Here is a 9,085-nt window from a genome sequence, read left to right on the forward strand (position 1 = left end):
AGCGAGACGGGCCTGGTCATCTGTCGACGCCGCATCCCTCGGCCCGTGGACTGCTCCAAGCGGATGTGTCGGCCCGTCGAGTGCTATATCGAGGTGGGCAGGTGCGGGGAGCGGAGTACGAGCAGGGTGATCTCGCTGGGGGCGAAGACGCGGAAGGGCGGGCCCCAGAAGCCGGTGCCGCGGCTGGTGTAGAGGAGGGTGCGGGGGCCGTGGTGGCTGAGGCCGGCGAGGGCGGGCTGGTCGATGCGGACGAGGTGGTGGAAGGGCCAGATCTGGCCGCCGTGGGTGTGGCCGGAGAGTTGGAGGTCGATGCCGGCGGCTGCTGCCCGGTCGATGAACTTGGGCTGGTGTGCCAAGAGCAGGACGGGTAGGTCGGGGTCGGCGCCGTTCAAGGCTCCGGCGAGGTGGGCGCGGTGACCTGCCAGGCCGGAGGACTCGGCGGTGACGTCATCCACGCCGGCGACCACGAGGGTGTCGCCTCCGCGTTCGAGCAGCAGATGGCGGTTGCGCAGCGGCTCCCAGCCCAGCTCGTCCATCAGGTCGACCCAGCCCTGGGCCTCGCTGTGGTACTCGTGGTTGCCGGTGACGTATACACGGGCCCGGGTGGCCCGCACGGTACCGAGTGGGGCGGCCTGGGCGCGGCGGCGTTCGGCCGTGCCGTCCGCGATGTCGCCGGTGTGGCAGACCAGGTCGGCTTCCAGAGTGTTCACCGTCTCGCATACCCGCGCCGACCAGCGAGTGCGATCGAGCGGGCCGTAGTGGGTGTCGGTGATGAGGGCGACGCGGATGCCGTCCAACCCGGCACCCAGTCGCGGGAGTTGCACGTCGAGTCGGCGCACGCGCGGCACCCGGCGGGCCTCGGCGTACCCCCAGCCGAGCAGTACGGCGGTTATGCCGAGGACGGCCCAGGTGACGATTCGGGCCCGGTCCTGGCTCTCGCCGACACCGGCCACGGTCAGGGCGAGCCGCAAGAGGACGCCGAGCAGAACGGACCAGGTGAACAGAATCCAGCTGGTGCCCAGCAGGGTGTCACCGACGACTGCCGCCCGATCCTGTTGGCGCCGGCCGTGGCCGCGCACCATCACGAGCGGCATACCGATGAGACCGAGGGCGAACAGGGCGGTGCCGACCAGCGTGACGGGCAGCGGCCAGTGCTGGCCGGTGTGCAGGAGCACCCAGCAGGGCACGGCCCACAGCAGGACGGGGGCGATCAGGGGGATGCAGCGCATCAGGCGGCGCAGTCGGCTCTGCCGCGGCGCTTGCGCTTCACCCCCGGCGGGCCGGGCGTTGCTGGTGTCGGTCACGCTTCCCCTCCCTGACCAGGCTGCCGTCTCGCGCACTGTATCCGGTCGCCTTGGGCGGCCGGACCGGCGTTCATGGGCGCGGCCCCTTAGGGCGAAGGGTTCTCTGCGAGATGGCAAGAGGCCGCCGCAGACACCTCCCTTGGCATGAGCCGCGATCAGGGTGCTGCTGCCCCGGCTGACACGCGGCCGCCGCGCCGGACGGTGGTGAGCCTGTTCCCCCGGGCAGCAGGCACGCCGGTCGTGGGACGAGGGCGGCTCCGACCACGTGCCGAACCCGCAGACCGAGTGGCCGGGTGGTGGTCGTCGGGCCTGGCCCCGCTGCTGGGTGGGCCCCTCACTTCAGAACCAGGTCGTGCCATGTCCAGCGCCCGGCAGGACTGCCATCGAGATCGCAGCCCCACGCACTGTGGGGTGGGCCCAGGGGCGTCCCGACGCTGTCCTGAGCCGGGACGCGACTGAGCAGCAGCCCGGCTGCTTCATGAAGCGATCCGCGTGACGCGTCGCCGGCATCGGTCCGGCCGGACCGGCCACGCCCCGGGCAGCAGGCGGATTGCCGGCGGCGGGTGATGTGAGCCACTGCGGCGCGGGACCCGGAAGCGCCCCGACACCGGCCACCGGGGCCTTCACCTCTTGCCGCCCCAGGTCTTCCATGCGATCACTGCAACGATCGCAATCGCGATGACGGAGATGATCGTCGTCGTGCTCATGCGCCTTCCTCTCAGGATCGGTGGCTGTCACCGCCTCGGGCGCGGTGGCGGTCAACGTATCTGGACGCCTGGCGGGGTGCCAATCCCCGGACCTTCCACTTCGCAACCGTGCCGGGGCTCGGCACAGGACGTGACGTCCAGCGGGCACGGGTGCGACTCGCCTCCTGGGGACGCTGTACCCTCCTGGTTATGCCGCCTGCCCCGTCCTCGCAGTCGCGCCGTGCCGTTACCAGTACCCGGAGCGGGCTTCTCACCGAGCGCATCGCGCGTCAGTTGGAGCACGACATCAGGTCCGGAGCGATCGCTGTCGGTGCCAAGCTGCCGTCGGAGCGCGAACTCGCCGCGACTTTCGGCTCCAGCCGGAACGTGGTGCGGGAGGCTCTCCAGCGGCTGGAGGCGCAGCGGCTCATCGAGGTGGCGCCGGGCCGCGGCTCCTTCGTACGGGACCAGTCGTCCGGACAGGCCCGCGGATACGACGCCCTCTACCGGACGGGCCGGCCCACGGTGCGCCAGCTCATCGAGGCGCGGCTGCCGCTGGAGGTGGAGACGGTCCGGCTGGCGACCCTGCGGGCGGGCGAAGGCGACATCGCGGCGATGCGTGCGGCACAGGACACACTGGAGTCGGCGACCGATGTGGTCACCAAGGCGCGCGCGGACGTCGCCTTTCATGATGCGATCGCCGTCGCCAGCGGCAACCCGGTCCTGCGGATCATGCTGTCGTCGATCAGCGGCATGATGTTCGAGATGATGCTCCGCTCCAACTCCGACCCCTCCATCGAGGAACCGGGGGTGCCGCACCATCCGGAGATCTTCGAGGCGATCGTCGCGCGCGATGAGGAGCTGGCCTGCGCGCACATGCGGGAGCACCTCCTGCTCGGCACGCGCACCTACGGCGTCGATCTCGATCTCCAGGTGGATGTCATGGCACGGCGGCATATCGAGCTGCTGCTGGCCGAATCAGAGCACCCGACCGGATAAGGACCCGAAAACCGGCGGCGCAGCCGCCCCCTGCGCGCAGGCCCCGCACCGCTTTGGCATGCCCTCGTCCCGGGTGCGGCGGATCGCTCCGTCACCGACCGGTCCGGGGGCTGGTCGGTGGCCGCATGTCCTGTTAACGTCCCTGCACGACCCAACTGGTCCTACCAGTTGGACCGGTGGCTCGGATGTACGGGACGCACCACCAGCAGAGAGACGAGGACGAGGATGTCCACGAGCAGCCAGTTCCTCAGCCGCCGCGGCTTCGGCAGACTGGCCGCCGGAGCCACGGCGGCCGTCGGCGCCGGAGCGCTCGGCGCCTGTTCGCGCGGGGGCGGCACACCGTCGGCGGACACGCCGCTGCGGATCATGGCGATCAATCACGTCTGGTCGCAGGCCGTCCGCCGCCGGATGACGGAGTTCGAGGAGCGCGTCGGACGCCGGGTCTCCATGACCCTGCTCACCGCCGACCAGCTCGCCAGCAGCTACAACGTGAAGCTCAACGCCTCCGGTACCGATGTGGACGTGATGATGGTCCGGGCCCTCCAGGAGCAGCCGGTCTTCGCGCACAACGGCTGGCTCGCCGACCTCACCGACCGGGTCCACGGCGATGCGGAGTTCGACTGGCAGGACTTCCAGAAAGCCCCCCGAGGCGCCTCGGAGACCAAGGGAAGGGTGCTGAGCGTCCCGGTGGTCACCGAACGCCCCGCGCTGTACTACCGCAAGGATCTGGCCGACCCTCCCCGCACGCTCGACCAACTGATGGACGCCTCCATAGGGCTCACCGACCCGGGCAAGGGCTTCTTCGGGTACGTGGGCCGCGGGCAGCGCAGCGGCGCCGTCTCCCAGTGGTCGAGCTATCTCTACTCGTACGGCGGCGACTTCGTCGTGAACGGCAGGTCCGGCATCGGCAGCCGCGCCGCGACCGCGGCGTACGAGTACTACGGCAGGCTGCTGCACAAGGCGGGCCCGCCCGGTGCCACCAATATGAGCCTGGAACAGGCCATGCCGATCTTCGCCCAGGGCAAGGCCGCGTTCTACATCGACGCCGACGCGATCTACAGCAGCTTCCTGGACCCCGGTGTCTCCTCGGTGCGCAAGACCGTGGGCTTCGCGCCGTTCCCCGCGGGGCCCGCGGGCGCCCGCCCGCACAACATCCCGTCCTGGAGCCTCGGTATCAACACCTTCTCCCGACTGCGCGATGACGCATGGGAGTTCATCCGCTGGGCCGCGGGACCGGACATGGCCGCCGAACTCCAGGCCGCGGGAATACCGTGCGCTCGGCAGTCCGTGTGGTCCGATCCCAAGACGCTCGCGTCCTTCCCGCCCGATCTCGCCGAGGCGATGCGGATCAACGCCGAGCGCGGCATCGGGCACGACCGCCCCCAGGTGCTCCAGGTCGGGCGGGCCCGCGACATCGTCGGGCGCCCGCTCGTGGCCGGGATCCTCGGGAAGCCGGTGAAGCCTGTGGTCCGCGACGCGGACGCCGAGTTCGCCGATTTCCTCGTCCGCGACAACCGCCACAAGGAGTCCTGATGTCCACCACCGAGGTCCGTGTGACGGCGACGGCCCGGGACTCCGCCCGTCCGCCCCGTGGCCGGGCCCCGCGCACGGTCGAACAGGCCAACCGCCGGCTGAAGTGGGCGATGCTCACCCCGGCGCTCGCCTTTGTCGGACTGATGATCGTCTTCCCGCTGGCCTTCACCATCAACCTGAGCCTCACCGACGCCTTCGGTGCGGTGAACGCCGACAAACACCACGTGGGACTGCGGAACTTCGTGGACGCGCTCAGCGATGTCCGCCGGTTCTGGCCCGCGGTGAAGCGCACTGTGGTCTTCACCATCGGTGCCGTGGCGCTGGAAATGGTGCTGGGTCTGGCGCTCGCCATGCTCATGCGCAAACCGTTCCGTGGAATGCGCTGGGTACGGACGGTTCTGATCATCCCGCTCCTGACGACACCCGTCGCGATCGGCATCCTGTGGCTGCTCATCCTCGACCCCACCAACGGCGTCGCCAACCATCTCCTGGCCTCGGTGGGACTTCCCCGGATGGAATTCCTCGGCTCGGTGAGCCAGTCGCTTCCGACCCTGATGCTCATCGATGTATGGCAGTGGACACCGATGGTGACGCTGCTCCTGCTGGCCGGGCTCACCACCCTGCCCGAGGAACCCGAAGAGGCCGCGCTCGTCGACGGGGCCAACGCCTGGCAGCGGTTCCGCCATGTCGTCCTGCCCATGCTCGGCCCGACGATCGGGACCGCCCTCGTCCTGCGCGCCGTGGACGCGCTCAAGACCTTCGACATCCTCTACGCCACCAAGGGCCCGGGCGGTGGCTCGGACTTCGAGGCGGAGACCCTCAACGTGTACGCCTACGGGCTCACCTTCGACTACCAGGAGTACGGTCTGGCCGCGGCCGTGCTGGTGCTGTTCACGCTCTTCATCGTCGGCGTCGTCGTACTGCTGCGCCGCCGTTCCGGAAGGAAGGACGCCGCATGACCGCCTCCCACGCCACCGCCGCACCCCGCGGGCGCACCGGCCGCCGCCGTGGGCTGGCCTGGCTGCGCGGCGCCGCCATCACCGTGGTGACACTGATCTTCGCGCTGCCGGTGGTGTGGATGTTCGCGGCGGCCTTCAAGACGAACGTACAGGTGACCGATCCCCGGGTCGGACTGTGGTTCTCGCCCACGCTGGAAAACTTCCGCAACATCGTGGAGGACGGCCAGATCCTGCGCTCGATGGGGAACTCGCTGCTGGTCGGGGTGGTCTCCACGGTGCTCTCCGCCGTCATCGCCGTACCGGCCGCCTGGGCGGTGGGCCGCTTCCGGATGCACCGCACCGGCTCCCTCGTCCTGGTCGCCCGGATCGTGCCCGCGATCTCCCTGCTCGTCCCCTGGTATTACCTCTTCGCGCAGATCGGGCTGGTCGGCTCGTACACCGTCCTGATCCTCAGCCAGATGTTCGTGTCGGTACCGCTGATCACGTGGATCATGATCAGCTTCTTCGCGGGACTCCCCGTCGAACTGGAGGAGGCCGGCCGGACCGACGGGCTCTCCGCGTTCGGCGCCTTCTGGCGGATCACCCTGCCCCTGGCGGCCCCCGGAACGGCGACGGCCTCGCTCCTGGCGTTCGTGTTCAGTTGGAACAACTTCATGTTCGCGCTCGTCTTCGCCGACGACCGTACCCAGACCGTGCCGGTGGCGCTGTTCAACTTCATCTCCTACGCGAGTACCGACTGGGGCGGCCTGATGGCTGCCGCCACCCTCATCACGGTGCCGGTCGTGGTGGCCGCGGTCGTCGGCCAGAAGCACCTCGTGGCCGGTCTGACCTCGGGAGCCTCCAAGGGCTGACCGGCCGTTCCTCTCCCCGCCCCCGACGCAGCCGGGACCGCTCCGGCTCGGAAAGAGCAGACACATGAAGATCGTCGACGCGAAGGTCGTCGTCACCAGTCCCGGCCGCAACTTCGTCACGCTGAAGGTGACGACCGACGAGGGCCTCACCGGCCTGGGGGACGCCACGCTCAACGGCCGCGAACTCGCCGTGGTGAGCTACCTGGAGGATCATGTCGTACCGCTGCTCATAGGGCTGGACGCCCACCGGATCGAGGACACCTGGCAGTCGCTGTACCGGGGGGCCTACTGGCGTCGCGGCCCGGTCACGATGGCCGCGATCGCCGCCGTCGACGTGGCACTGTGGGACATCAAGGCGAAGGCGGCCGGGCTGCCGCTGTACCAGCTCCTCGGCGGGGCGAGCCGTGACCGTATCCGCACCTACGGCCACGCGGAGGGCCGGGATCTCCCCGAACTCCTCGACTCGGTGCGTGCCCGGCTGAGCCAGGGCTTCCCGGCGATCCGGATCCAGACCGGTATTCCCGGCCTCAAGTCGGTGTACGGCGTGCACACCACGGACACCGACGACAAGCCCGTACCGCACCAGGGGGCGAAGCCCCTCGTCGAGGACTGGGACACGGAGGCGTATCTGCGCCACATGCCACGGGTCTTCGAGGCGGTACGGGCCGAGTTCGGGCCGGAACTGGCGCTGCTGCACGACGCTCACCACCGGCTGACACCGGTCCAGGCCGCGCGCCTCGGCCAGGAGTTGGAGCCGTACCGCCCGTTCTGGCTGGAGGACTGCACGCCCGCGGAGAACCAGGAGGCGCTGCGACTGGTGCGGCGGCACACCACCGTCCCGCTCGCCATCGGCGAGGTCTTCAACACCGTCCACGACTACCAGACCCTCATCACCGAGCAACTGATCGACTACGTGCGCTCCGCCGTCACCCACTTCGGCGGTGTCACTCCGCTGCGCAAGCTCTTCGACTTCGCGGCCCAGTACCAGATCAAGAGCGGCATCCACGGGCCGGAGGACATCTCGCCCGTCGGTATGGCCGCGGCCGTCCATCTCAATCTGGCGGTCCACAACTTCGGCATCCAGGAGTACTCGGGGCACAACGCCCTGACGCAGGAGGTCTTCCGGCACGCCTACACCTTCACCGACGGCCATCTGCACCCGGGCGAGGCGGCCGGTATCGGGGTGGAACTGGATGAGGACCTGGCCGCGGCCCACCCCTACCGGCAGGCGTACCTGCCGGTGAACCGGCTCCAGGACGGAACGGTCCACGACTGGTGACCGGCCGCGGATGACGGGGCGCCGGACCTACGGCGGCCCGGACACCACCACCTCCGCCGGGATCGGTCAGGAGGTGGCCGCCGGGTGCGGGTCGCCGAGGTACGGGAACCGGTCCAGGATGTCGGTGTGCGGGCTGAGACCGGTGGGAGGCGCCTCGTTCTTGGTGAGGAACGCGACGCGGATGTCGATGACGTCCTCCGTGAACATCCGGCCATTGGGGTAGGCCGCTGGCTTGGAGGGGTCGAAGTGGAGCACGTCCGGCAGGATGCCGTGCTCGTCGAGTGCGGTGATCGCCTCCTGGTGCGTGTAGCCGCCGGTGTGGCCGAGCAGGTGGACGAACTGGTCCGTCCATCTTGCCCGGTCGTTGACCGGCTCGCCGGCGTTGTACTCCTCCTTGGTGTCGTCGGTGTTGAAGAAGCTGCTGACCGAGGGGTGCCCGGCCCGGTCCGCGTGGACGAGTTCGCCGTCGCGTAGGACGCTGCAACGGCCCCAGATGTGCAGCTCGGGATGGGGGGTCAGTTCGGCGGTCGGCAGTTCGATGGCCATGGAGAAGACGTTGGCCGTGGTGTTGCTGTCGACCCCGGTCCACGGTGACCGGTCGCCGAGATGCGGTGCGGTGAAATTTCGCTTGCCGCCGGTGTCGAACAGGTTGTTGATTCCGTCGAAGTCGAAGAAGAAGGCGTCACTCCGGCTCCCCGCGTTCACCTGGTAATCGCCGCGGCTGACCACGTTGGCCTGGGGACCGAAGGAGACGGCGGCATCCGACACGATCTTGGTGCCGGTCGCCTCGGGCTTGCGGGACTCCGCGCCGGTTGCCATGAAGACGCTGTAGGTCTGCGAGCCGTCCGCCGCCGCCGGGCTGAAGACCCAGCTGAAGGCGATGTCGGTGAGGTAGTCGCCGTCGTTGTCGATGTTGAGCCGGTATACGGCATCGGGATGGAGGGCGTCAGCGTTGGGGTTGGCGTTGAGGATGAGAACGGTCCTGCTCGAATCGCCGGGTGCCTGGAAGGCGTACAGGTCACACAGATCGAGTCGCTGGTCGCCGAGCGGTGGCCCAAGGCTGAGGCCGGTGAAGTGGTTGGACATGTCAGGCCCTTCCTCATCGCACTCCCTGAAACCGCTAGGGCGCGCGAACGGCCGTTCCGCACCACAGGAAGCTTCCGCACACTGGCAGTATCGCCACGCTAGCCCGCGGCTCCGGCCCGGCTCCGGACAGCGGAGGTGGCACCGCCTAACATCCCCCCAATGGATCACCGACTGGAACCATGAGGCGCACGCAGCGGCGGTGGGAGGAGGCGACGGACAGCTCGGAGAGTGAGCCTTTTCCATCCTCAGGTTGAGGCGTGTTGAAGGACGAGGACGGCCTTCACGATGTCGGTGATGCGGGTCGTGCTGCAGCGCAGTTTCCGCAGCAGGCGCCATCCCTTGAGGGCGGCCATCGCCTGTTCTCCGACGCAGCGGGTTTTGGCGTGAG

General features: G+C 69.2%; 7 protein-coding genes and 1 pseudogene. 5 read left to right on the forward strand and 3 right to left on the reverse strand.

Features of this window, described 5'->3' with window-relative positions; translation table 11 throughout:
• Positions 1 to 83: 83 nt before the first annotated feature.
• Entirely contained in the window at positions 84 to 1,304 is a 1,221-nt protein-coding gene (locus J5X86_RS34955) for a metallophosphoesterase (RefSeq protein ID WP_208520696.1), read from the reverse strand.
• Positions 1,305 to 2,200: 896 nt separating this feature from the next.
• On the opposite strand from J5X86_RS34955, the gene J5X86_RS34960 reads away from it, so the two are divergent.
• The 5 genes from J5X86_RS34960 to manD all read left to right on the forward strand — a co-directional run bounded on the left by J5X86_RS34960 (position 2,201) and on the right by manD (position 7,611).
• On the forward strand, positions 2,201 to 2,989 hold the full coding sequence (locus tag J5X86_RS34960; RefSeq protein ID WP_208520697.1) for a FadR/GntR family transcriptional regulator: 789 nt from the start codon (positions 2,201 to 2,203) through the stop codon (positions 2,987 to 2,989).
• A gap of 225 nt (positions 2,990 to 3,214) precedes the next feature.
• Positions 3,215 to 4,522 (forward strand): sugar ABC transporter substrate-binding protein, encoded by a 1,308-nt coding sequence (locus J5X86_RS34965; protein WP_208520698.1) that lies wholly within the window; start codon positions 3,215 to 3,217, stop codon positions 4,520 to 4,522.
• A complete protein-coding gene (locus J5X86_RS34970) occupies positions 4,522 to 5,481 on the forward strand; it encodes a carbohydrate ABC transporter permease (protein ID WP_208520699.1) in 960 nt (319 codons plus the stop codon). The genes J5X86_RS34965 and J5X86_RS34970 overlap by 1 nt, the downstream gene beginning before the upstream one ends.
• On the forward strand, positions 5,478 to 6,332 hold the full coding sequence (locus J5X86_RS34975; RefSeq protein ID WP_208520700.1) for a carbohydrate ABC transporter permease: 855 nt from the start codon (positions 5,478 to 5,480) through the stop codon (positions 6,330 to 6,332). Before J5X86_RS34970 ends, J5X86_RS34975 begins: the two co-directional genes overlap by 4 nt.
• Before the next feature lie 64 nt (positions 6,333 to 6,396).
• Complete coding sequence (gene manD / locus J5X86_RS34980; RefSeq protein ID WP_208520701.1) at positions 6,397 to 7,611, forward strand: D-mannonate dehydratase ManD; 1,215 nt, start codon at positions 6,397 to 6,399, stop codon at positions 7,609 to 7,611.
• A gap of 66 nt (positions 7,612 to 7,677) precedes the next feature.
• Here manD and J5X86_RS34985 read toward each other — a convergent pair whose 3' ends face one another.
• Positions 7,678 to 8,697, reverse strand: a complete 1,020-nt coding sequence (locus tag J5X86_RS34985; RefSeq protein ID WP_208520702.1) for a DUF4331 family protein — start codon at positions 8,695 to 8,697, stop codon at positions 7,678 to 7,680.
• Positions 8,698 to 8,942: 245 nt separating this feature from the next.
• Positions 8,943 to 9,085, reverse strand: a pseudogene (locus tag J5X86_RS34990) (IS5/IS1182 family transposase); the annotation flags it as partial.

Source organism: Streptomyces sp. NEAU-YJ-81 (assembly GCF_017592595.1).
Taxonomy (GTDB): domain Bacteria; phylum Actinomycetota; class Actinomycetes; order Streptomycetales; family Streptomycetaceae; genus Streptomyces; species Streptomyces hygroscopicus_B.